At 48.2% G+C, this 21309-nt stretch carries 24 protein-coding genes; 22 read left to right on the forward strand and 2 right to left on the reverse strand.

Annotation, left to right across the window (positions count from 1 at the left end):
* The first annotated feature begins 67 nt into the window (after nucleotides 1–67).
* The 4 genes from BV910_RS06550 (at nucleotide 68) to BV910_RS06565 (ending at nucleotide 4009) form a co-directional block, all read left to right on the forward strand.
* Nucleotides 68–931, forward strand: a complete 864-nt coding sequence (locus BV910_RS06550; RefSeq protein ID WP_078146734.1) for a MerR family transcriptional regulator — start codon at nucleotides 68–70, stop codon at nucleotides 929–931.
* 60 nt (nucleotides 932–991) lie between these two features.
* Nucleotides 992–1570, forward strand: a complete 579-nt coding sequence (locus BV910_RS06555; RefSeq protein WP_015881451.1) for an adaptor protein MecA — start codon at nucleotides 992–994, stop codon at nucleotides 1568–1570.
* A 97-nt stretch (nucleotides 1571–1667) separates the two neighbouring features.
* Complete coding sequence (locus BV910_RS06560; RefSeq protein WP_078146735.1) at nucleotides 1668–2594, forward strand: D-alanine--D-alanine ligase; 927 nt, start codon at nucleotides 1668–1670, stop codon at nucleotides 2592–2594.
* A gap of 146 nt (nucleotides 2595–2740) precedes the next feature.
* The gene (locus BV910_RS06565; RefSeq protein WP_015881453.1) at nucleotides 2741–4009 is read left to right on the forward strand and encodes a Glu/Leu/Phe/Val family dehydrogenase; all 1269 of its coding nucleotides are present in this window, start codon (nucleotides 2741–2743) and stop codon (nucleotides 4007–4009) included.
* Between the two features lie 39 nt (nucleotides 4010–4048).
* Here the strand turns inward: BV910_RS06565 and BV910_RS06570 are convergent, their stop codons facing one another.
* Complete coding sequence (locus BV910_RS06570; protein ID WP_078146736.1) at nucleotides 4049–5029, reverse strand: YpdA family putative bacillithiol disulfide reductase; 981 nt, start codon at nucleotides 5027–5029, stop codon at nucleotides 4049–4051.
* A 51-nt stretch (nucleotides 5030–5080) separates the two neighbouring features.
* The gene (locus tag BV910_RS06575) at nucleotides 5081–6052 is read right to left on the reverse strand and encodes an asparaginase (RefSeq protein WP_015881455.1); all 972 of its coding nucleotides are present in this window, start codon (nucleotides 6050–6052) and stop codon (nucleotides 5081–5083) included.
* 107 nt (nucleotides 6053–6159) lie between these two features.
* On the opposite strand from BV910_RS06575, the gene prsW reads away from it, so the two are divergent.
* From prsW to aroA, 18 genes are all read left to right on the forward strand, one after another.
* Entirely contained in the window at nucleotides 6160–6816 is a 657-nt protein-coding gene (gene prsW / locus BV910_RS06580; protein WP_078146737.1) for a glutamic-type intramembrane protease PrsW, read from the forward strand.
* 15 nt (nucleotides 6817–6831) lie between these two features.
* Nucleotides 6832–7497 (forward strand): flagellar brake protein, encoded by a 666-nt coding sequence (locus tag BV910_RS06585; RefSeq protein WP_078146738.1) that lies wholly within the window; start codon nucleotides 6832–6834, stop codon nucleotides 7495–7497.
* Between the two features lie 74 nt (nucleotides 7498–7571).
* Entirely contained in the window at nucleotides 7572–8246 is a 675-nt protein-coding gene (cmk, locus tag BV910_RS06590; RefSeq protein WP_031421747.1) for a (d)CMP kinase, read from the forward strand.
* The gene (locus BV910_RS06595; protein ID WP_015881459.1) at nucleotides 8243–8866 is read left to right on the forward strand and encodes a lysophospholipid acyltransferase family protein; all 624 of its coding nucleotides are present in this window, start codon (nucleotides 8243–8245) and stop codon (nucleotides 8864–8866) included. Before cmk ends, BV910_RS06595 begins: the two co-directional genes overlap by 4 nt.
* 154 nt (nucleotides 8867–9020) lie before the next feature.
* Nucleotides 9021–10169, forward strand: coding sequence for a 30S ribosomal protein S1 (rpsA, locus tag BV910_RS06600; RefSeq protein WP_015881460.1), 1149 nt, complete (start codon nucleotides 9021–9023; stop codon nucleotides 10167–10169).
* Between the two features lie 137 nt (nucleotides 10170–10306).
* Nucleotides 10307–11617, forward strand: a complete 1311-nt coding sequence (gene der, locus BV910_RS06605; RefSeq protein WP_078146739.1) for a ribosome biogenesis GTPase Der — start codon at nucleotides 10307–10309, stop codon at nucleotides 11615–11617.
* A 17-nt stretch (nucleotides 11618–11634) separates the two neighbouring features.
* On the forward strand, nucleotides 11635–12660 hold the full coding sequence (locus tag BV910_RS06610) for an NAD(P)H-dependent glycerol-3-phosphate dehydrogenase (protein WP_031421751.1): 1026 nt from the start codon (nucleotides 11635–11637) through the stop codon (nucleotides 12658–12660).
* 96 nt (nucleotides 12661–12756) lie between these two features.
* Nucleotides 12757–12957: a DUF2768 domain-containing protein gene (locus tag BV910_RS06615; RefSeq protein ID WP_015881463.1), complete on the forward strand. Its 201-nt coding sequence runs from the start codon at nucleotides 12757–12759 to the stop codon at nucleotides 12955–12957.
* A 5-nt stretch (nucleotides 12958–12962) separates the two neighbouring features.
* On the forward strand, nucleotides 12963–13673 hold the full coding sequence (locus tag BV910_RS06620) for a hypothetical protein (protein WP_015881464.1): 711 nt from the start codon (nucleotides 12963–12965) through the stop codon (nucleotides 13671–13673).
* Between the two features lie 109 nt (nucleotides 13674–13782).
* Entirely contained in the window at nucleotides 13783–14055 is a 273-nt protein-coding gene (locus tag BV910_RS06625; protein WP_015881465.1) for an HU family DNA-binding protein, read from the forward strand.
* Between the two features lie 126 nt (nucleotides 14056–14181).
* Nucleotides 14182–14754, forward strand: a complete 573-nt coding sequence (locus tag BV910_RS06630) for a heptaprenyl diphosphate synthase component 1 (RefSeq protein ID WP_078146740.1) — start codon at nucleotides 14182–14184, stop codon at nucleotides 14752–14754.
* Nucleotides 14755–14774: 20 nt separating this feature from the next.
* Nucleotides 14775–15476, forward strand: a complete 702-nt coding sequence (locus tag BV910_RS06635) for a demethylmenaquinone methyltransferase (protein WP_015881467.1) — start codon at nucleotides 14775–14777, stop codon at nucleotides 15474–15476.
* A 3-nt stretch (nucleotides 15477–15479) separates the two neighbouring features.
* A complete protein-coding gene (locus BV910_RS06640; RefSeq protein ID WP_078146741.1) occupies nucleotides 15480–16442 on the forward strand; it encodes a polyprenyl synthetase family protein in 963 nt (320 codons plus the stop codon).
* Nucleotides 16443–16533: 91 nt separating this feature from the next.
* Complete coding sequence (gene ndk / locus BV910_RS06645) at nucleotides 16534–16953, forward strand: nucleoside-diphosphate kinase (RefSeq protein WP_015881469.1); 420 nt, start codon at nucleotides 16534–16536, stop codon at nucleotides 16951–16953.
* 101 nt (nucleotides 16954–17054) lie between these two features.
* Nucleotides 17055–17834, forward strand: coding sequence for a CheR family methyltransferase (locus BV910_RS06650; protein ID WP_078146742.1), 780 nt, complete (start codon nucleotides 17055–17057; stop codon nucleotides 17832–17834).
* A gap of 9 nt (nucleotides 17835–17843) precedes the next feature.
* Complete coding sequence (gene aroC / locus BV910_RS06655) at nucleotides 17844–19007, forward strand: chorismate synthase (protein ID WP_078146743.1); 1164 nt, start codon at nucleotides 17844–17846, stop codon at nucleotides 19005–19007.
* Nucleotides 19001–20056 carry a 3-dehydroquinate synthase gene (locus BV910_RS06660; RefSeq protein WP_078146744.1) on the forward strand — a complete coding sequence of 352 codons (1056 nt, stop codon included), beginning with the start codon at nucleotides 19001–19003 and terminating at the stop codon, nucleotides 20054–20056. Before aroC ends, BV910_RS06660 begins: the two co-directional genes overlap by 7 nt.
* The gene (gene aroA / locus BV910_RS06665) at nucleotides 20053–21303 is read left to right on the forward strand and encodes a 3-phosphoshikimate 1-carboxyvinyltransferase (RefSeq protein ID WP_078146745.1); all 1251 of its coding nucleotides are present in this window, start codon (nucleotides 20053–20055) and stop codon (nucleotides 21301–21303) included. The genes BV910_RS06660 and aroA overlap by 4 nt, the downstream gene beginning before the upstream one ends.
* Nucleotides 21304–21309: the final 6 nt, after the last annotated feature.

Genomic DNA, 21309 nt, shown 5'->3' on the forward strand with positions numbered 1-21309 from the left:
AAGGGGTAAACCTCTTGCGTTGAGGATATACTTATATCATAAGATCGAGTAAGAGAGGAGGGCGGAGATGCCGAAATACTCCATCAAGACCGTGGCGACCTTGACAGGCGTCAATCCGACGACCATTCGCGCTTGGGAACGTCGCTATCAGTTTATCGTGCCGAGCCGAACGGAATCCGGTCACCGCCTGTATTCAGATCAGGATGTTGAAAAAATCAAATGGGTCGTGAACAAGCAGAAAGAAGGGCTTTCTGTCTCACAAGCCATTCAACAACTTCATCAAGCGCCTGAACCAGAACCGACAACGGCTAAACTATACGATGAAGAATTGAAAGACGGGCTGCTCCATGCGTTGCTCTCATTTGATGAACGGACAGCTCATGATTTGATCAATCGTGCGTTTAATACGTTCAGTTTTGAAAAAGTGACGAAGGATGTGATTGGGCCACTGCTCATGGAAATCGGTTCACGATGGGAGAATGGCTCGATTACTATTGCCCACGAGCATTTCGCCACGGCATTTTTACGAGCGCGACTTTCGACGCTGTCCCTTCAGATGCCGATGAACCCCTTCCTGCCACGTATCACTTGTGTCTGTGCACCTGGGGAGATGCATGAGATCGGATTATTGTTTGTCACGCTCTATTTGCGTCAACATGGATACGACGTCATCTTTTTGGGAGCGGGTTTCCCGAAAGAAGATTTGAGTAAAGCGTTACATGATATCGACACGTCTTGTCTCATCTTCGCATGTACGTTGACTGAGCATATTCCGAACTTGTTAGAGGCGATGGATTATATTCAAAACGAGCATCCTGACTTAAAAATTGGTACAGGTGGATATGCGGTCAGCCTGGAGAGAGGTCGATTCAATGGGTCATTTCTTGGCGACACTCCTGAAGAGTGGACAAAATGGTTATCAACTATTTGACACGGGATGAAAACGGGAGTAGCTTATTATTAGGATTGACTATTCACTGGAGGTTTTCGATTGAGATTTGAAAAACAAACAAAAGAACATCTTCGTGTATATGTGACTGCGAATGAGCTCTCGTTACGTGGAATCGCCATCGATACGATCGTGGGGGAAAACGGTCAGCAGCTGTGGAAAGAACTTCTTGAAACAGCAGAAAGTGAGTACGGATTTTCACCGCAAGGAGCGGTTGATTTGAATGTGACAATGTTTCCTCGCGATGGACTCGTCATCGATGTTCAAAAAGGTGAAGCGATTGCTGAGCTCGATGTCGAACAGGTCGAGATTCGATTGACGATTGACGTGATCCATCATTTGATTTATCAGTTCGATGACATTGAAGATGTGATCAACGCCTCGATTCGTCTGTTCCCGCATATACATGAAACCGAGCAGGGTGGGACGCTTTATCATTACAATGGTCGTTACTATCTTCACTTCGTTGAAGTGCTTCCTTCGCAGGTAGAAGAACGACTCGCGGCCATTTTGTCCGAGTACGGCAAGACGACTACGGTCAGCCCGTACGTTATGATGGAATACGGAAAGACGATTCAAACTGAACAAGCCGTGAAAGAGCTGTACGATGCATTCGCATGAGTACGGCTTTTTTTACTTTTCTGTTCCTATTGTTTTTAGGATGTCCGTGTTATGATTAGACTTGAATTTTCAGTAGTTAGTTGAAGGAGAGATTGGAATGAAAGTCGCTGTTTTATATGGTGGAGTGTCAGGAGAACGAGAGGTATCCCTCACGAGCGGGCAAGGAATGATAGAAGCGTTGACGGAACGTGGTCATGAGGTCACGTCCATTGACTTTCATCCGGAACGTGCAAACGAGTTATTAACGATGGACGTCGATGTCGTCGTCAGTGCGTTGCACGGGAAGTATGGTGAAGATGGTCGTGTGCAATCGTTATTAGAAATGGCTGGGATTCCTTACACGGGATCAGGTGTCTTGGCATCTGCACTGGCGATGGACAAGGCGAGAGCGAAGATCATCTTCGCGGCATCCGGGATCCGCGTCGCGCGTGACGTCTTAATCGAGTCACGGGAATCGATCGATGCAAAAGTCGCTGAGTGGGGGATGGAATTCCCATGTGTCGTCAAACCAGCGCAGGAAGGATCGTCGAACGGTCTGACGATTGCCATGGACGAAGCGATGTTACGTGAAGGAATTGAAAAGGCGTTTGCTTGTGATTCAGCGGTACTTGTTGAACAGTACATCAAAGGGAAAGAGCTGACAGTTCCCGTCATCGGGAACTTCGGGAAAGAAGAGGCTCTTCCTGTCATTGAAATCATTCCAAAAAATGAATTTTACGACTATGAATCGAAGTATACGGAAGGTGGTTCGATTCATGTCTGTCCGGCTGAAATCTCGGACGATTTGACATCAGAGGTTCAACAGGCGGCAGTCCTGGCGCATCGCGCGCTCGGTTGTTCAGGATATTCGCGCTCTGACTTCCTCGTTTCAGAAGAAGGCAAAGCCTACATTTTAGAGACGAATACGCTACCGGGCATGACGCCGCTTAGCCTGTTTCCGGATAGTGCAAAGACAGTCGGAATCTCGTACGGTGAGCTATTGGAACGCTTTATCGAGCTCGCAATTGAGCGCGTAGCGAAGTAAGACATCTGGATCACGTCATCCATCGAGAAAACGCTTTCATTATTTTTGAAAAGCCCTTTCAAATTGAACGCGTATCAGCTATACTTTTAAACGAATACGAGGTTAATTCTTGGGGGAGAATTGACAATTTAGGGGAGGAAACCTTCATGATTACGGATCAAGAAAAAGGTCATCAAAAACGAAAAAACATCTTGGAATCGACACAAGAGGTAATTCACGAAGCTTTAGATAAACTCGGCTATCCAGATGAGATGTACGAGTTATTAAAAGAACCGCTTCGCATGCTGACCGTTCGGATCCCTGTTCGCATGGACGATGGCTCAACGAAGATCTTCACAGGCTATCGCGCTCAACACAATGATGCGGTCGGACCGACTAAAGGGGGAATTCGGTTCCACCCGAGCGTAACGGAGGTAGAAGTCAAAGCATTATCAGTATGGATGAGTTTAAAAGCTGGAATCGTCGACTTGCCTTACGGTGGTGGGAAAGGCGGAATCGTCTGTGACCCACGCGAGATGAGTTTCCGTGAAATCGAACGTTTAAGTCGCGGATACGTCCGGGCCATCAGTCAAATTGTTGGACCTACAAAAGATATCCCGGCTCCGGACGTGTTCACAAACTCACAAATCATGGCATGGATGATGGATGAATACAGTCGCATCGATGAATTCAACTCACCTGGATTCATTACAGGAAAACCGCTCGTTCTTGGTGGATCGCATGGTCGTGAGACAGCGACGGCAAAAGGCGTGGCCATCATGATTCGTGAAGCGGCACTCCGTCGCGGAATCGAATTGAAAGGTGCACGGGTCGTCGTCCAAGGATTCGGAAACGCGGGAAGTTTCCTTTCTAAATTCATGTACGATGCAGGGGCGAAAGTCATTGCAGTCAGTGACGCGTATGGAGCCATCCATGATGAGAACGGTCTCGACATCCCTTACTTGTTAGATCGTCGCGATTCATTCGGTACGATTTCGACATTGTTTAAAAATACGATTTCAAACAAAGAAATGTTAGAGCTCGATTGTGATATTTTGGTTCCGGCTGCGATCGAGAACCAAATTACAGAAGACAATGCGGATGCGATCAAAGCATCGATCGTGGTCGAGGCGGCCAACGGTCCGACGACGAACGAAGCAACGAAAATTTTGACTGAACGTGGAATTCTCCTCGTGCCTGACGTGTTGGCGTCAAGTGGTGGGGTTACGGTGTCATACTTCGAATGGGTACAAAACAACCAAGGTTACTATTGGACGGAAGAAGAAGTTGAGGAGAAACTTGAAAAAGTACTCGTTCACTCGTTCAATACGGTATACAATACATCTTCGGCCCGTAAAGTCGATATGCGTCTCGCCGCTTACATGGTCGGTGTACGCAAAATGGCGGAAGCCTCACGTTTCCGTGGGTGGGTCTAATCAAAAAAAGTTCGGTCAACTCAAGTTGACCGAACTTTTTTATACGTTAATACGATTTGCGATCGCTTCGGCAATCGCCTTGCCGTGGAATCTACCGTTCTCAATGAAGATCTTGTTCGCATCGTTTCCGGCTGCGACCACGCCAGCAATGAAGAGGTGTTCGACATTTGTTTCAAACGTTTCTTCATCGTACGTCGGGATACCACTTTCTTCATCGATCGCAATGCCTGCACTTTCGAACAGGTGGTGGTCGGGCTGATAACCGGTCATCGCGAAGACATGATCTGCATAGACATGTTTCTCTTCGCCATGTTGACGGTAGTAAACTCCATCATCGGTGATGCGTTCGATTGTCGCCTCAAACTCCATTCGAACTTTCTCATGACGGACGAGTGAGTCGAAGTTTGGGAGGACCCATGGTTTGACGGAAGGGCTATACGAATCACCTCGATAGAGCACCGTCACATAGGCACCGGCCTTTTCGAGTTCGATTGCCGCATCGACAGCGGAATTTTTCCCACCGATGATCGTGACGTGTTGTCGATAATAAGGATGTGCCTCGTTGAAATAGTGATGGACGTGCGGCAACGTTTCGCCAGGCACGTCAAGCAGACGAGGGCGACCATAATAGCCTGTTGCCAATATCACATAGTCCGCTTCCCGAACGGTTTCACCACGTCGTTCATGTCTCGATGTCACGACGAACCGGTCATTCTTTTTATCGACCGACTCGACCGTTTCGAACGGGTAAACGTTTAAACCAGTACGTGTGACGACTTCTCGATAATAGACGAGTGCATCTTGACGACGTGGCTTCAAATCCTTACATATGAACGGAATGTCTCCGATTTCGAGCAGGCTCGCAGACGAGAAGAACGTTTGATGCGTCGGGTACCGATAGATGGCGTCGACGATGTTCCCACGCTCAATCACCGTACAAGAGACTCCAATCTTCTCGAGTTCGATGGCGGCCGAGAGGCCACATGGCCCGGCACCTACAATAATTGCTTGTTTGTTCACTGAATATCACCTCTTTGCTCATTGTAGGGAAGGGGGCGCAGTTGCGCAAGGTTATTGCTGGAAACTAAAACTATGTTCCATGACTGACTGGGATGAGCCGGACTCGAGTTCAACGAGAAGTCGTAAACGAGCTTTTTGTGAATTCAATCCGTTTGAAAAAATGACACCCATCTCTTTCAGTTGTTTGCCACCCCCATCGTAACCGTAAACATCTTGAACGATTCCGTTGAAGCAACGGCTGACGATCACGACGGGAATCTCTTTGACTAAATGTTCGAGTGCGGATAAGAGGGACGGCGGAACATTCCCTTGTCCTAACACTTCGAGGACGAGTCCGTCGTATCCAAGCGTGATTACAGATTCGAGTAAATCCGGTTCCATGCCTGCGACGACTTTCAATACGGCTACACGTTTTGAAATGGACGAAATCATTTTCGGCTGTCTCGTCGCCGGTTGGCTATAGATGAGTACGTGGTCCTTTGTGACCATACCCACGTTACCGAAGTGTACAGACTTGAATGTGTCGACTGAAGATGTGTGCGTTTTGGTCACGTTAAATGCCGAATGGATCTCACCGTTGAAAACGACAAGCACGCCTTTTCCACGAGCCGCTTCGCTCTTGGCGACGCGAAGCGCTGTGATTAAATTAAATTCCCCGTCCGAACCGACCTCGTTCGAGGACCGCATCGCACCTGTCAACACGATTGGGACAGGCGCACCGAGCGTGATTTGTAAGAAGTAAGCCGTCTCTTCTAATGTATCGGTACCGTGCGTGATGACGACCCCGTCATACGTGTCTTGTGTCAGTTCACGTTGGATGAACTGTGCCAATTCAAGCATCTTCTCTGGAGTCATGTGAGGTGACGGGATATTTGAAAAGTGCTTTGTTGTAATGTGAGCAATATCCGTCGCTTTCGGAAGGGTGGCGTCGATTGGATTGACATCGCTCGGTTCGACGTGTCCTGTGCCGGATTGTGACATGGCGATAGTACCGCCGGTGTGGATCAGTAATAAATGATTCATAAGTGTCCTCCTAATTATTTTTATGAAGATTTCCATTTTCTAGGCGTTCTCTACTTTTTCTTTCAGACAATTCAGTGTATGCTAGGGAGAGAAAGGAGAGATGCATCATGATCGCAATCGCCTTGTCTGCGGTTGCACCTGGGCTCGCCCTTCTTTCCTACTTCTATCTACGCCATGAGTTGGAGGCGGAACCGCTCGGATATGTGATTCGTTCTTTCGTGGCCGGAGCCGTTCTCGTGTTCCCGATCATGTTTATCCAATATGCGTTCGTTGAAGAGGGAGTGCTTACTGGACCGTTTTGGCAGGCGTATGTCGCCACTGCCCTGCTTGAAGAGTTTTTTAAATGGTTTATGATTTATTATACAATATATATACATAAAGTCTTTGATGATTACTACGACGGGATTCTCTACGCGGTCGCCTGCTCATTAGGCTTTGCGACTTTAGAGAATTTTTTATACTTATGGGTGTACGATTCATTAGAAATTGCGATTTGGCGAGCGATCCTGCCTGTGAGCGGTCACGCTTTGTTCGCTGTCGTGATGGGGTACTGTTTGGGGCGAGCGAAGCATTCGGCACGCGAACGGCTCTGGCTGTTCATGGCAATCTTTTCTGCGACGGTCATCCATGGAACGTTTGATTTTATTTTGATACTCGAACCGAATCAAAAGCTTCCTGCCGTGCTTTATATCGTCATTTTATGGACCGTGGCACTTTTACTCGTGCGAGCGGCCAACTTGTCCAATCGTCGACAATTTAAATAAAGGGGAAGAGTCAGTATGTTAAAAGAAGGTCAAGAATTGAGAATCGAAGTGGAAGGGCGTGCAGAGGGGAAAACGAAGATTGCAGCAATAACCGATCAAGTCGTATGGATTGAGTCACCGAGTGACATGACGACGCTCAAAACATTTTTTTTACATGAAGAGGAGGCCATGCGGGTCTTTTTCTTCCAAGGAGACAATCAGCTGTTCGCATTCGACACGAAAGTCGTGAAGCGGATCAGCGATGCCCAAATGACATTACGCTATGCGTTCAATTTGCCAGACGAGAAAAAAATCAAACGGATTCAGCGTCGTGAATATTTACGTGTTCCAGAAATGATTGAAGTGACCGTTCTTGCAGCCGATGGGGAAAGTTTCGAATCGTTCGAAACGACATCTCTTGACATATCTGCTGGGGGGATGAAAATCATCGCCAACCGCGCTCCAATCGAAGTAGATGAGTCCCTGATTGTCGTGTTTCGAATTGAGGATGAGCATGGCTCGCCCCAGAACTTCCGTCTTAAGAGCCGCCTTGTTCGCGTACATAAGCAGGAAGTGAAGCAAGAACTCTCTTTGGCATTCGAAGATTTGACCCCTCGTGACCAAGAGACGATTTTGCGATACTGCTTCCGTGTTCAGCTTGAAGCGCGAAAGCGGACAGGGTCTGTATTTTCTTCAAGATAAAAAACTGTTATGATGTTCTCGGGATTATTGACCGAGAGGAGGAGGGTATCGGGAACACTCGATACCCGTTTTGTATGAAAAAATCATTACAAATTGCTTTAGATGGACCGGCGGGTGCCGGGAAAAGTACGATTGCCAAGTCGCTTGCGAAACAATTAGGGTATGTGTACATCGATACCGGTGCAATCTATCGGGCCGTGACGTATCGCGCCTTGAATGAAGGGATTGCGCTCGAGGACGGACCTGCACTTGCTCAGATGATCGAGAACATGTCACTTCGTCTCGTCCCGTCTGAAGAGGGACAACGCGTTTTTGACGGAGAGGAAGAGGTGACATCTGTCATTCGCTCAAGCGAAGTGACGAATAACGTCAGTTTCGTCGCACGTCAACCTGAAGTGCGTGATGCTTTGATGGACCTTCAACGTGATTTGGCTAAAGAAGGCGGTGTCGTCATGGACGGCCGTGATATCGGGACACATGTCTTACCAAATGCCGACTTAAAAGTGTTCATGACCGCTTCGGTCGAAGAACGTGCCCGTCGTCGCCATGAAGAAAATGTCTCGAAAGGCATCCCGAGCGACTATGAACAACTGATCGAAGAGATTGCGCTTCGTGACAAACGCGATTCTGAACGTGAGGTGGCACCTTTACGTCAAGCAGAGGATGCCCATTTCCTCGATACGACGACGTTATCCATTGACGGAGTGGTTCAAGCGATTGAACGATTAATTGAAGAGGTGAAAGCATGAGTAAGCCATTGAACAATGGACCGTTCGGCATGTATCGATTAGCGAGAGCTGTCGTGAACGTCATTCAACGAGCATCGTTTCGGGTCGAATTCATCGGACGGGAGAACGTTCCGATGGACGGGTCGATTCTCGTCTGTTCGAACCATCAGTCAAATTGGGATCCGGTATTACTCGCCTGTGCGATTCCAAAGCAGCGTCCCCTTCGCTTTTTTGCGAAGAAAGAACTTTTTAGTGTCCCGGTACTGAAGCACATCTTGAATCGGGCGGGTCAAATTCCAGTATCTCGTGGAGAAGGTGACCGACAAGCGCTTCGTGTCGTACTTCAAAAGTTGAAAGAGGATGAAGTCATCTCTATATTTCCTGAAGGAACGCGTTCAAAAGACGGTACGCTCGGGAAAGCGCAAGCCGGTGTCGGATTCTTCGCGATGCGTTCGGATGCGCACATTTTACCGATCGCCATCATTGGAAAGTATAAATTTCGCGCAAAACTCCGTGTCGTCATCGGGAAGCCGATCGACTTGTCAGAACTGAAAGCACGCAAGGCGAGTGCACAAGAAGCGGCCGACTTGATCATGGATACGATTGCCGACCTCTACTTGAAGCACTCATTCACGAAGTGAAAAACGGATTGTGGAATTGAGGTTTAAACTTCTTTCAATAGAGGTACAATCTTCATAACGCCTTGACAAATTCTCGGAATTATAAGAGATTTATACTAGGTGTAAGCGCCTTTGGCGCTCCTTTTTGTACTCATCGTGAGGGGGTAGTGTTGGAATGGTCGAAGAAATGAAAGATATGCCTGATTTTGAAATTAATCGTGGTCAAATTGTGACCGGAACAGTCGTCAAAATCGAGGATAAGCAAGCGCTGATCGATATCGGTTATAAGACCGAAGCGATTTTGCCAATTAGCGAAGTATCAAGCATGCATCTAGACGATTTAAACGAATCACTCCAAGTGAACGACGAGATTCGTGTCAAAGTGAAAAAGGTCACGGACGAAGAAGTAGTCGTTTCGAAAAAAGACGTCGATGCCGAAGCAGCATGGGATCGGATCGTTGAAAAATTCGAATCGGGTGAAGTGTTTGAAGTGATGGTGAAAGATAAGGTCAAAGGTGGTCTTGTCGTCGATATTGGAATCCGTGGATTTATCCCTGCATCCCTTGTCGAAAGTCACTTCGTCGAAGACTTCTCGTCATACTTGAATAACCCAATTACCGTAAAAGTCGTCGAGATTGACCGCGAAAAAAACCGCGTCATCTTGTCACATAAAGCAGTTGTCGAAGAAGAGATGAGCGCGAAGAAATCGGAAACGCTCGAATCGCTTGAAGTCGGACAAGTAATTGAAGGAACGGTCCAACGATTGACTGATTTTGGTGCGTTCGTCGATATCGGTGGCGTGGACGGTCTCGTTCACATCTCGGAAATGGCCCATAGCCGTGTGGAGAAGCCGAGCGACGTCGTAACTGAAGGCGACCGCGTGAAAGTGAAAGTACTCGGGCTCGACTTAGATAATGAAAAAGTAAAACTTTCCATCAAAGAGACACAACCTGGTCCATGGGAAACCATCGAAGGGAAGATCCAACCGGGGGATGTCATCGAAGGAACCGTCAAACGCCTCGTGACGTTTGGTGCGTTCGTCGAGGTCGCACCACAAGTGGAAGGTTTGCTTCACATCTCGCAAATTGCGAACCGTCACATCGCGACGCCGTCTGAAGTCTTGTCAGAAGGCCAAGAAGTGAAGGTGAAAGTGCTAGATGTTCATCTCGATGATAAGAAAATCTCATTGTCGATGCGTGCGCTCGAATCATCTGAACCGACTCGTCAAGATGATGATCAAGCGTTGCTTGATGAATATAGCGACCAAGGAGGATTCTCTGTCTCGGAATTGACAGGTGATGATTCTTCGGACGACTCTAAATAAGATGATCGTTCAAGCGGGAGTCATGCTCCCGCTTCTTTTTGTATGGTCACTTAATTTTGCCTGTGATATGATAGGTAAGTTGCGTTTCGAAATGATGAAATGATGAAATTTTGATAGAAAGTTAGTGAGGTGTTGTTATGGGAATTCCAGTAGTGGCCATCGTTGGCCGTCCGAATATCGGAAAATCCACAATTTTTAACCGTATCATCGGTGATCGTGTCTCGATCGTCGATGATAAACCGGGTGTCACACGTGACCGTATTTACGGCACAGGAGAGTGGCTCAACCGTAAGTTCCATTTAATCGATACAGGTGGGATCGAAGTAGGGGACGAGCCGTTGCTCGTTCAAATGCGTCATCAGGCGGAACTTGCAATCGATGAAGCGGACGTCATCATCTTCATGGTGAATGGACGTGAAGGGATCACGGCGGCTGATGAAGAAGTCGCGAACTTGTTGTTCCGTTCGAACAAACCAATCGTCCTTGCCGTGAACAAAGTGGATAACTTTGAAATGCGAGATCTCATGTATGAGTTTTATTCTCTCGGATTTGGAGATCCGTTCCCAATTTCGGGTACACACGGGTTAGGACTCGGTGACTTACTCGACCAAGTATTTGCACTCGCTCCAGAAAAAGACGAGTACGAATACAACGAAGACGTGATTCAGTTCTCGTTGATCGGTCGCCCGAACGTCGGGAAATCAAGCTTGACGAACTCAATCCTTGGTGAAGAGCGCGTCATCGTTTCAAACATTGCGGGTACGACTCGTGATGCGATTGATACACCGTTCACACGTGACGGACAAGAGTATGTCATCATCGATACGGCAGGTATGCGTAAACGCGGGAAAGTATATGAATCAACAGAGCGCTACAGTGTCATGCGCGCACAAAAGGCGATTGAACGCTCAAACGTGGTTCTCGTCGTCCTCGACGGGGAAGAAGGAATCATCGAGCAAGACAAGCGTGTCGCTGGTCTCGCGCATGAAGCCGGGAAGGCGATTGTCATCGTCGTCAATAAATGGGATGCCGTTGAAAAAGATGATAAGACGATGAAGAAGATGGAAGAGAAGATTCGTCAAGAATTCTTATTCCTCGACTATGCGCCGGTTGTCTTCTTATCAGCGCTCACGTCAAAACGCTTACAGACATTGTTGCCTGTCATCAAACAAGTGGCTGAAACACATCGCCGTCGAATCTCGACGAGCGTGTTGAACGATGTCATCGTCGATGCGGTTGCGATGAACCCGACACCGACGGATAAAGGACAACGATTGAAGATCAACTACGCAACTCAAGTGGCCATCGAGCCGCCGACGTTCGTCTTGTTCGTCAACGATCCTGAGTTGTTGCATTTTTCGTATAAACGTTATTTAGAGAATCAAATCCGTAAAGCATTTGACTTCACCGGGACACCGATTCACATCGTGGCTCGTCAGAAAAACTAATAACGGGGGTGCCACTTATGGCAAACGTAGCTGTCATCGGAGCAGGGAGCTGGGGAACGGCCATCTCGCTCGTGTTAGCAGATAATGGCCATGATGTCCTGCTCTATGGACGTGAACAAGAACATGTGGATGAAATCAACTCGTCACATACGAACTCGTTTTATTTGAAAGACGCGCCATTACCTGAATCCATTCGTGCGACGACGAACTTGAAAGAGGCGTTAGACGGTCGGAGTATCGTTTTTCTCGTCGTCCCGAGTTCGGCGATTCGTCCTGTCTCAAAGGAATTGAACACCTTGTTGACGGAACCTGTCACCATCGTTCATGCCGCGAAGGGGATTGAACCGAAAACGCATAAGCGTCTTTCAGAAATCATCGCCGAAGAAATCGAACCGGCTAAACGTCGGGCAATCGGTGTATTGACAGGACCGACTCATGCTGAAGAGGTTGCGGTCCGGAAACCGACGACCATCACGATTGCATGTGCTGACCTTGATGTCGCGGATGAAGTGCAGGAACTCCTCACAAACGATCAGTTCCGCGTGTACTTGAATTCTGACGTCGTTGGGGCCGAATACGGCGGAGCACTGAAAAATATCATCGCTCTAGCGGCAGGTATGACGGATGGACTCGGTTATGGGGACAATGCGAAAGCTGCCCTCATGACTCGTGGGATTGTAGAAATTGCGCGACTTGGCGTGAAGCTTGGAGCGAACCCGGCCTCGTTCTCAGGATTGACAGGAATCGGAGACTTGATTGTGACAGCGACGTCACAACATAGCCGTAACTGGCGAGCCGGTAATGCCATCGGGCGTGGTGAAAAGTTAGAAGACGTTCTCGGAAACATGGGAATGGTCGTCGAGGGCGTCCGCGCCTGTGAAGCGGCCCACTCCCTTGCGAAAGAGGCAGGTGTGGAGATGCCGATCACAGAGGCGCTCTATAACGTGTTGTTTGAAGGGAAAAGCCCTCATGATGAAGTGAAGAAATTGATGAGACGCCCGCAAAAACACGAGATGGAACAAGTTTTCCATTTTGAAGAATAGACAGATTGAGAGAGGAGCTGACGTTTTCGTTCAGTTCCTCGCTTTTTTTTGCTAAACTTGAATTCTGGAGAACATAGAGAAAGTAGGGGGATAGACGTGACACCGTCACTCATCAAAATGTGGATATCATTCGCAGGGATCGGGGCTTTCGCCATCGCTGCATTAATGGTCGCACTCAGTCATACAAAACTGAGCGGTTGGTTCGCCACGCTCGTCAGACTGATTGCCTTCATCATTTTCTTATTTGGGACTGTTATCATGATTTTTGTCGTCGTCTCAGGACCGACTGGAGGATAAACGTGATGAAAAAAAAGATTGTCGCTATCAGTTTGATTTTGACGACACTGTTAGCTGGATGTATGTTTCCTGATTCAGAACGGGCCAACAATATCCCGTATGAAGACCAATTGAATACGGTACAAAGTGCGGTCGATGCCTATCGTGAGCAATCTGGGGTATTACCAATCAAAACAAAACCGGCGGAAACGCCTCTCATGGAGCGTTACCCAGTTGAATTCGCTCGTCTCGTGCCCGGTTATTTAGCGGACCCACCGGCGAATAGTTTCGAAGGTGGCGGGTTGTTCCAATATATCCTCGTCGATGTGGAGACGGAACCGACTGTGAAGTTGATTGACTTGCGTGTGTCTGAGCGGTTGCAGCAACTTCAAACGAACATCAACGCGTTTCGGGCAAAAGAAGGCAAGTTCCCATTTGACGGATCATTAGGTAAGAATCAGTTCACGCTCGATTATGATAAAATCTTTGTCACGGAAGAGCCGTTCATTCCAAGTCCCTATTCGGACCGTGAACTTCCAATCTATGTGGATGGCACGGGACAACTGTTTGTAGACTATCGAGAAGATGTGAAGGAAGCGCTTCAAAAGACGGATGAGTCGCCGGAAATAGGCGAAGACATTCGTTATTTGCTCTATAAAGATGCTCCATTCGCCCCAGCTTATTCGCAAGGATACACAATTGATGAACAAGGAGAGGTCGTGTTTTTAAACAACTGAACCTGTTTTGATAGTGAATGTCGCGAAATCATGCAAAAAATGTTGTCATATCAACGTTTGTACGATATGATTAATCCCGTAAACTCCCTGTGAGAGGAGGTGAATCGTGATGAACAAAACTGAATTGATCCAAGCTGTTACTGAGAAAGCCGATGTTTCTAAAAAAGAAGCAACGAAAATCGTAGAAGCTACGTTTGAATCAATCACTGAAGCACTCCAAAACGGTGAGAAAATTCAATTGATCGGTTTTGGTACTTTTGAAGTTCGTGAGCGTGCTGCCCGTAAAGGTCGTAACCCACGTACAAAAGAAGATATCGAAATCCCAGCGAGCAAAGTTCCTGCATTTAAAGCAGGTAAAGCGCTCAAGGATGCGGTCAAGTAATCTGCAATACATAAGTCGCCGAAAGGCGGCTTTTTTTGTTGGGTTTGCGAGTTCGAATGACGTGAATGTGACAAAAATGTGCTATACTATGTCAGAATGACAATGAAGTGGACGAGGGGGGATAGCATGGAACAGTTGACAAATGAATTCGTTGTCACAGACCTTGCTCGTCAAATCGAAACACGTATGAATCATCCCTATTTGACGAAACACGAGGTTGTACCAGCCGTCGACATGTTATTGCTTCGTTGGATGGTCGAGATGATTGATTTGGAATCGATTGAGCATCGACAACTCGTGATGGCAACCTATTTCGCATATCAAGCGCTTGATTTACACGACCAAGTGAACAGCAGCCCGAACGGGTCTTTGGCACGCCAATTAAAAGTGCTCGCCGGAGACTTTGCATCGGCTCAGTTTTATAAAATCTTGACGGACTTTCCATCATCATACAGTGATCGATTCGGTCAGTCTGTACAGCGGGTCAATGCGGCGAAGTGCACCTTATTGCTTGAGAAGAACGTTTCAATGAACGTTTGGCTCGAAGCGAACGTCGGATTGATTCAAACACTTTCCGAACTGATTGAACAACCTTATTTGACAACGAGCGGGAAACGAATGATTGAAAAGAAAGCGACAGCGCTTAGACAAGACCAAAAAGAGCAACTCACGACGTTGCTCGCGCATGCGGTCGCTTAGAACGGAAAGGATGTTACGCGTTGCAACCGATAGAAAAAGAGCAAAAAGTATACGAAGTATTTCAGTCCATTTCTCCGAGCTACGATACGATGAACTCGATTATCAGCTTCCGACTTCATAAATGGTGGCGACGGACAACGATGAAAAAAATGAACGTCTTTCCGGGGGCTAAATGTTTAGACGTTTGTTGCGGGACGGCTGACTGGACGATTCAATTGGCAGATGCTGCTGGAAACACGGGTGTTGTGAAAGGACTCGATTTTTCAGAGAACATGTTAAAAGTGGGAGAGGAAAAGGTCAAATCTTGGCCGAACATCGAATTGCTTCATGGAAATGCGATGGCTCTTCCGTTTGGTGACAACTCCTTTGACTATGTCACAATCGGATTTGGACTCCGAAACGTTCCAGACTACATGACGGTCTTGCGTGAAATGCACCGTGTCTTGAAACCAGGTGGGACGGTCGTTTGTCTTGAAACGAGCCAACCGACAGCACCGCTTTTTAAAGAGTTGTATCGTTTCTACTTTGGAACGGTCATGCCGCTTTTCGGTAAGGTCTTTGCCGGTTCATACGACCAATATAAATGGTTGCAGGAGTCGACCGATCAGTTCCCAGACCGTTTGACGCTCAAGCGGATGTTCGAAGATGCCGGGTTTGAACAAGTCGAAGTGAAGACATTCTCCGGAGGTGCATGTGCCATGCATCTAGGAAAGAAGTGGTGAACCATGTCTTTGAAGCGACTTTATCGTCATATGAACCGAGAGATTGATCAAATCGATCAATTCTTATCTACTCGAGTCAGGACGGACCACCCTGTCATTGAATCGGCATCGCGCCAATTACTCGATGCCGGTGGCAAGCGCATCCGACCCGCCTTCGTTTTACTGAGCGCCGGGTTCGGTGAGACGAAAGATATCCGTTTGACGAAAGTTGCCTCAAGTCTTGAGTTGATTCATATGGCATCACTCGTGCATGACGATGTCATCGATGACGCGATGCTCCGTCGTGGCAAACCGACCGTGATGGAACGATATGATGAAACAGTAGCGATGTATACAGGGAATACGTTATTCGGAGAAGCGATTCGTCTCGTATCCGAAATTGATTCACCAGAAGTGATGCGCATCATGGCAGATACGATGGAACGAATCTGTGTCGGTGAAATCAATCAAATCCAAGATCAATTTGAGTGGGGGCAATCACCGAAGCGCTATTTAGATCGGATTGCGCGAAAGACCGCTCTGTTGATTGAAACGAGTTGTGCGGCAGGAGCTGTCATCTCTGGAGCGTCTCCACAAATCGTGAGGCAATTAAGTCTGTTTGGATATGATATCGGCATGGCTTTTCAAATGACGGATGACTTGCTCGATTTTACCGCTAAGAGTTTTCAACTCGGTAAGCCGGTCGGGGAAGATTTGAAGCACGGTCATAAAACGTTACCGCTCCTGTATTCATCTGAGGACCCTGACTTTTATGAACGTCTCCGTCAAGTGAACGCCTCGACGGATGTGGAAGTGACGAAATCTCTCGTCCGGGAAGTGCAACGAAACGGAACGTTAGAACGCAGTCAACGGACGATTGATCGTTACGTCAACCGTGCCATCCGGCGACTAGACGGGTTGCCGGATGTTCCGGACAAGCGATCGTTAATTGAAATTGCGCAATATATTGGGAAACGCAAATGGTGAATGCCCATGTAACCCCTTTCAAAAATGTGTCGGACCGTGTACACTAAATACGTACATCGTACACATTTATAGACTTAGGGGGATTTGGGGAATGGAAAAGACATTTTTAATGGTTAAACCTGATGGGGTAAAACGTGGATTGATTGGGGAAATCATCTCACGCTTCGAAAACAAAGGATATACGTTGAACCGTCTCGAAATGGTGACACCGTCAGTTGAGGTCGCAGAGGCACACTACGCAGAGCATAAAGAAAAGCCGTTCTTTGGTGAATTGGTTGAGTTTTTGACTTCTGGTCCTGTTGTTGCGATGGAATGGGAAGGGGAAGACATCGTGGCCGTCTCTCGTTTAATGATCGGGAAGACGAAGCCAGTGGATGCTCAACCAGGAACGATTCGCGGCGATTTTGCATCGACGATGTCACAAAACGTGATTCATGGTTCTGATAGTGTGGACAGCGCGGAACGTGAACTCTCACTTTGGTTCGCTGAAGTGGCTTCACACGTTTCATGACTTTTCGAGGGACGGGGAAACCTGTCCCTTTTTGATTCCCTTTGAGTTGCCTGAGATCAGAAGAATGCGGAAATGAGAAAGAATTGAGGTTGAAATTGGTGATGAATGATTATGCCATCTTTGTAAAAAAGTTTTATATCAAGTCGGGTATTGACTTGAACTTATATAAAGAGGCGCAGATGAAGCGCCGTATGGTCGCACTACGCGAAAAGAAGGGGTATGCATCGTTTTTGGAGTATTTGAAGGCGATGGATACAGATCGTCAACTTTACGAGGAGTTTCTCGACCGGATGACAATCAATGTGAGTGAATTTTATCGCAACCCGATTCGTTGGCAACAGCTTGAAGAGGACATCCTCCCGCATCTGATTCGCTCGAGTCAAGGGAAGCTTCGCGTATGGAGTGCTGCCTGTTCAACAGGAGAAGAGCCATACTCACTTGCCATGTTGTTGTCGAAACATCTGGCCCCATCTCAATTTTCAATCATGGCCACGGACTTAGATGATGTCGTCATCGAAAAAGCGAAGCAAGGAAAGTACCATGAGCGGGCGCTCATCGATTTGCCGGAGGAGTTTCAGAAGCGCTACTTTACCCGTCGTGGCGACGACTATTATATTTCAGATGAGATCAAGCAACTCGTGACATTTAAGAAGCATAACTTGTTAGCGGATGTGTACGAACGTAACTTTGATTTGATCGTCTGTCGAAATGTCTTGATCTACTTCACTGAAGAAGCGAAAGAGAAGGTATATACGTCATTCCAACGGGCGTTACGTCCAGGTGGGATGCTATTTGTCGGTGGAACGGAACAAATTTTCCAACCGAAGCGTTATGGCTACGCAATCAAGCAAAGTTTCTTTTATGAAAAAATAGATGGATGAGGTGATCGGATGCGTTATTTGACAGCTGGTGAATCACATGGTCCCGGTCTGACGGTCATCATTGAAGGGGCCCCAGCCGGACTCGCGATCGATATTGCGCAAATCAATGCGGAGTTAAAAAAACGTCAATCTGGTTACGGTAGAGGGCGCCGCATGCAAATCGAGTCAGACCAAGTAGAAGTTCGTTCGGGAATACGGCATGGCGTGACCACGGGTGCACCCATCACTTTTTGGATTGAGAATAAAGACCATACGCATTGGAAACACGTCATGCAGGCGGAACCGATTGAAAGCGACATCGAAGTGAAGCGCCGCGTCTCTCGGCCGAGACCTGGACATGCTGACCTGGTCGGTGGGATGAAGTATGACCATCGAGACTTACGTGACGTGTTGGAGCGCTCGAGCGCAAGGGAAACAGCGGCTCGTGTCGCGGTCGGAGCTTTCTGTAAGCAACTCCTTCAACAAGTCGGGGTGTCCCTCTTTAGTTATGTCAAAGTGATTGGTGGGGAACGTGCGGAGTCGTGTACATTCGATTCGCTTCAAGAAGCACAAGCAGTCGTCGATGCGTCACCGGTGCGTACGTTAGATGAAGCGGCCGCGTTGCGAATGATGCATCGCATCGATGAGGCCAAGGCAAATGGAGACTCGATCGGTGGGATCGTGTGTACAGAAGTACATGGTATTGTACCGGGACTTGGCTCGTATGTGCAGTACGACCGTAAACTGGATGCGAAAATCGCACAAGCGGTCATGAGTGTCAACGCGTTTAAAGGTGTTGAATTCGGTGAAGGGTTCGAAATGGCGTATCGTCCGGGTTCTGAAGTGATGGACCCGATCGCATACGGGGATGATGGATATACGCGACTGAGTAACCATCTCGGTGGATTTGAAGGGGGCATGACAACGGGGATGCCGATCCTTTGTTCAGCCGTCATGAAGCCCATTCCGACCCTCTATAAACCCTTACAATCGGTCGATATTGATACGAAAGAGGCATTTTTGGCTCAAATCGAGCGGAGTGACTCGTGCGCCGTGCCTGCCGCTTCCCTCGTCGTTGAGGCGGTCATCGCATTTGAAATCGCGAAGGAAATGTGTGAGACGTTCGGGCACGACACGATGGAACGAATCAAACATCGAGTCGATGAGTATCGGGAGGAGTTACGAGTATGGTAACGATTCCAATCTCAGCATCGACCCCATACGACGTCGTCTTGGACAATCAGGATCGTTGGATCGATTCGGTTGATTGGTCAAGGTATTCGATGCTATGGGTCGTTACGGATAAACATGTCGAGTCTCTTTACGGAGAGTCGTTCCGTTCTACATTGAAACTGACCCATCCTCACGTCGTCTCGTCCGTCGTCGAAGCGGGTGATGCGTCGAAATCGCTATCTCAGCTCGAGCAGCTTGTCGCAGAAGGATTGCGCCATGGATGTGACCGCCAGACGTTGATTGTCGCCTTTGGTGGTGGGATGATTGGCGACTTGGCTGGCTTTTTAGCAAGTGTCTACATGCGAGGCGTTCCATACATACAAGTGCCGACGACGATTTTGGCTCACGATTCGGCTGTCGGAGGCAAAGTGGCAGTCAATCACCCCCTTGCGAAAAATGCGATTGGTTCGTTCTATCAGCCATCAGGCGTTTATTACAACGTCACTCGACTGAACACCTTGTCCGTCCAGGAAGTGCGAAGCGGTCTCGGTGAGTTATTGAAACATGCGTACTTATCACGTTACGTCCTCGAATCCTCTTTCGAGGACGACTTGTTTTTAGACTTGAACGAGAACGAACCATTGGATTGGGTGTCGTGGCTTGCTCGTGGGATTCGAGTGAAACAAGCCATTGTCGAGAAGGACGAGCGAGAACAGGGCATTCGTGCTTGGCTCAACTTTGGGCATACGTTCGGTCATGCCCTTGAGTCGGTGGAAGCCTATCGGATCCCACATGGGGAAGCGGTTTTACATGGGATGGTGTTCGCTTTTCTCGTGTCTGGAGATGAAGTTCGAGCGATGCAGTTGTTCGATTGGATGCGTTCAAATGACGTCACGCCGATCGATTGGCAACCATTCGACCGCTACGTGGAAAAAATGATTCGGGATAAAAAGAACCGTCACGGTGCAATTCGTTTTGTGTTACTTCGTGAAACGATCACCGTTGAGTCGGTACAGCTAGAACATCTTCAACAGACGTTTGAACAGATGAAAGGATGGTGGGAACGATGAGTTTAAACGGTTCTATCCGTGTACCGAGTGATAAATCCATCACACATCGGGCATTATTATTCGGGATGATGGCGAACGGGACGACGCACGTGCGGAATCCGCTCCTCGGTGCCGATTGTCGTTCGACAATCGAGGCGATTCGATCACTTGGAGCCGATGTGACAGAACAGCAAGACGAACTAGTCATTAAAGGCATCGAGTCTCCGCGCTCGGCACGGCTTGACTGTGGGAATTCAGGTACGACGATGCGCCTTCTGATCGGTCTCTTGTCCGGCTATAACGGGTCGTTTGAGCTCGTAGGCGATGAATCGTTATCTAGACGTCCGATGCGCCGCGTTACCAAGCCTTTACGAAACATGGGTGCACATGTGACCGGGGATATGGCGCCTCTCGTCATCGAAGGGACGGGGCTTCGATCGATTGACTATACGTTACCGGTCGCGAGCGCCCAAGTGAAGTCGGCCGTCCTACTCGCCGGCTTACGTGCCTCGGGTACGACGGTTGTTCGAGAACCGATGTTGTCACGAGACCATACCGAGCGCATGTTGCCCCTATTCGGTGCGAAGCTGTCGATTGTAAACGAAGAAGGGTTACGCGTCATCCGTGTCGAACCCTCGACATTGACCGGATGTACGGTCGACGTACCGGCAGACCCGTCATCGGCTGCATTTTTCTGGGCAGGGGCGGCCATGGTGGCAAATAGTTCGGTTACGACGACGGACGTCTGTTTGAATGAGACGCGGATCGGATTTTTACGTACGCTCGAACGGATGGGCGCGAATGTCGTCATTTCGAACGAACGATTGGTCGGTGAAGAACGAGTCGGGGACGTGACGGTCACGACGAGTGAGTTATCCGGCACGGTCGTCGAAAAGGATTTCATTCCTTCACAGATTGATGAATTACCCCTGTTCGCTCTCGTCGCCTCTCAGGCGAATTCACCGTCCATCGTAAAAGATGCAGCGGAACTGCGCGTGAAAGAAACCGACCGGATTGAGGTGGTCGTCTCAGAACTACGCAAATTAGGTGTGGACATCGTCGGCACCGAGGACGGATTCATCGTCCAGCCGAGTCGCCTTCACGGAGGGGATGTCTCGACTTACGGAGACCATCGCTTGTCCATGATGTTACAGATTGCGTCACTCGTGACCGATGAAGCCGTTCACATCGAGGGGATCGAGGCATCCGATGTCAGCTATCCTCGATTCCGTGAAGATTTACAACGGGTTCAACGTAAGATAGAATAACGACAA

Source organism: Exiguobacterium sp. HVEsp1 (genome assembly GCF_002009685.1).
In the GTDB taxonomy this organism is placed as follows: Bacteria; Bacillota; Bacilli; order Exiguobacteriales; family Exiguobacteriaceae; genus Exiguobacterium; species Exiguobacterium profundum.

Coding starts and splice junctions, on each gene's coding strand:
- BV910_RS06550 (WP_078146734.1), top strand. CDS start 68: ATGCCGAAATACTCCATCAAGACCGTGGCGACCTTGACAGGCGTCAAT.
- BV910_RS06560 (WP_078146735.1), top strand. CDS start 1,668: ATGAAAGTCGCTGTTTTATATGGTGGAGTGTCAGGAGAACGAGAGGTA.
- BV910_RS06565 (WP_015881453.1), top strand. CDS start 2,741: ATGATTACGGATCAAGAAAAAGGTCATCAAAAACGAAAAAACATCTTG.
- BV910_RS06575 (WP_015881455.1), bottom strand. CDS start 6,052: ATGAATCATTTATTACTGATCCACACCGGCGGTACTATCGCCATGTCA.
- prsW (WP_078146737.1), top strand. CDS start 6,160: ATGATCGCAATCGCCTTGTCTGCGGTTGCACCTGGGCTCGCCCTTCTT.
- BV910_RS06585 (WP_078146738.1), top strand. CDS start 6,832: ATGTTAAAAGAAGGTCAAGAATTGAGAATCGAAGTGGAAGGGCGTGCA.
- cmk (WP_031421747.1), top strand. CDS start 7,572: ATGAAAAAATCATTACAAATTGCTTTAGATGGACCGGCGGGTGCCGGG.
- BV910_RS06595 (WP_015881459.1), top strand. CDS start 8,243: ATGAGTAAGCCATTGAACAATGGACCGTTCGGCATGTATCGATTAGCG.
- rpsA (WP_015881460.1), top strand. CDS start 9,021: ATGGTCGAAGAAATGAAAGATATGCCTGATTTTGAAATTAATCGTGGT.
- der (WP_078146739.1), top strand. CDS start 10,307: ATGGGAATTCCAGTAGTGGCCATCGTTGGCCGTCCGAATATCGGAAAA.
- BV910_RS06610 (WP_031421751.1), top strand. CDS start 11,635: ATGGCAAACGTAGCTGTCATCGGAGCAGGGAGCTGGGGAACGGCCATC.
- BV910_RS06620 (WP_015881464.1), top strand. CDS start 12,963: ATGAAAAAAAAGATTGTCGCTATCAGTTTGATTTTGACGACACTGTTA.
- BV910_RS06625 (WP_015881465.1), top strand. CDS start 13,783: ATGAACAAAACTGAATTGATCCAAGCTGTTACTGAGAAAGCCGATGTT.
- BV910_RS06630 (WP_078146740.1), top strand. CDS start 14,182: ATGGAACAGTTGACAAATGAATTCGTTGTCACAGACCTTGCTCGTCAA.
- BV910_RS06640 (WP_078146741.1), top strand. CDS start 15,480: ATGTCTTTGAAGCGACTTTATCGTCATATGAACCGAGAGATTGATCAA.
- ndk (WP_015881469.1), top strand. CDS start 16,534: ATGGAAAAGACATTTTTAATGGTTAAACCTGATGGGGTAAAACGTGGA.
- BV910_RS06650 (WP_078146742.1), top strand. CDS start 17,055: ATGAATGATTATGCCATCTTTGTAAAAAAGTTTTATATCAAGTCGGGT.
- aroC (WP_078146743.1), top strand. CDS start 17,844: ATGCGTTATTTGACAGCTGGTGAATCACATGGTCCCGGTCTGACGGTC.
- BV910_RS06660 (WP_078146744.1), top strand. CDS start 19,001: ATGGTAACGATTCCAATCTCAGCATCGACCCCATACGACGTCGTCTTG.
- aroA (WP_078146745.1), top strand. CDS start 20,053: ATGAGTTTAAACGGTTCTATCCGTGTACCGAGTGATAAATCCATCACA.